The organism is Scytonema sp. PCC 10023, from assembly GCF_963920835.1.
GTDB lineage: Bacteria > Cyanobacteriota > Cyanobacteriia > Cyanobacteriales > Nostocaceae > Kalymmatonema.
The window spans coordinates 1-761 of the sequence record NZ_CAWUDP010000337.1; the positions used below are offsets into that span (position 1 = coordinate 1).

The following is a 761-nucleotide window of genomic DNA, read 5'->3' on the forward strand; positions in this document are numbered from 1 at the left end:
GATGTGGTCTTGGGTGGCAGTTGTATCGCCCCACCCGCACTGAGTTGGCTGTAGGCAACTTGCAAATCTTCCAACAAAATCCGCCATGACACCCCATCCACAGCGAGGTGGTGGATGACAAACAACAACCGAGAGTTTAACTCAGAGCCGAGATTGAACCATGCCACTTGCACAACTGGTCCGGTGGACAAATTCAAGCTGGCTTGCAGTTGTGCTGCTTTTGCTTCTATTGCTGCAGGTTGTTGTGCTTGTGGGAGTGCGGATAAATCTACTACTGTAAACGGCACCGTCTCATCCACAACAGCATTTATTTGTTGCCAACCAGAATCTGTGCGCTCAAAACGCAAGCGCAGCGCATCATGGTGTACAAGCATTGAGTGCACCACTTGCTGTAGGCGATTTGGCTCGCTCCCCGGTGGCATTTCCAGCAATACCGCTTGGTTCCAGTGTGCTGGGGAAGCAAAATTCTCACAGAAGAACCACTGTTGAATTGGTGTCAGTGGCAATGTCCCGCTCACCACACCTTGTTCTGCCTGAATTGCTCCCACTGTAACGACTGTAGCCAACTCAGCAATTGTTTGATGCTCAAACATCTGCTTGGCACTCAGTTGCACCCCACGACTACTGGCTTTGGCAATGATTTGAATACTCAGAATCGAATCGCCGCCAAGTTCAAAGAAGTTGTCATGGATGCCCACTGACTCGATTCCCAGTACCGATGCCCAAATGTTTGCCAGTATTTCTTCTGTTGGCGTTCTGGG

1 protein-coding gene is annotated in these 761 nt (G+C 50.2%); it reads right to left on the reverse strand.

Going from position 1 to position 761, the window contains the following annotated elements:
* Positions 1-761: condensation domain-containing protein (locus tag ACM0OZ_RS49095; protein ID WP_414590201.1), on the reverse strand; the 761-nt coding region annotated here is incomplete at both ends.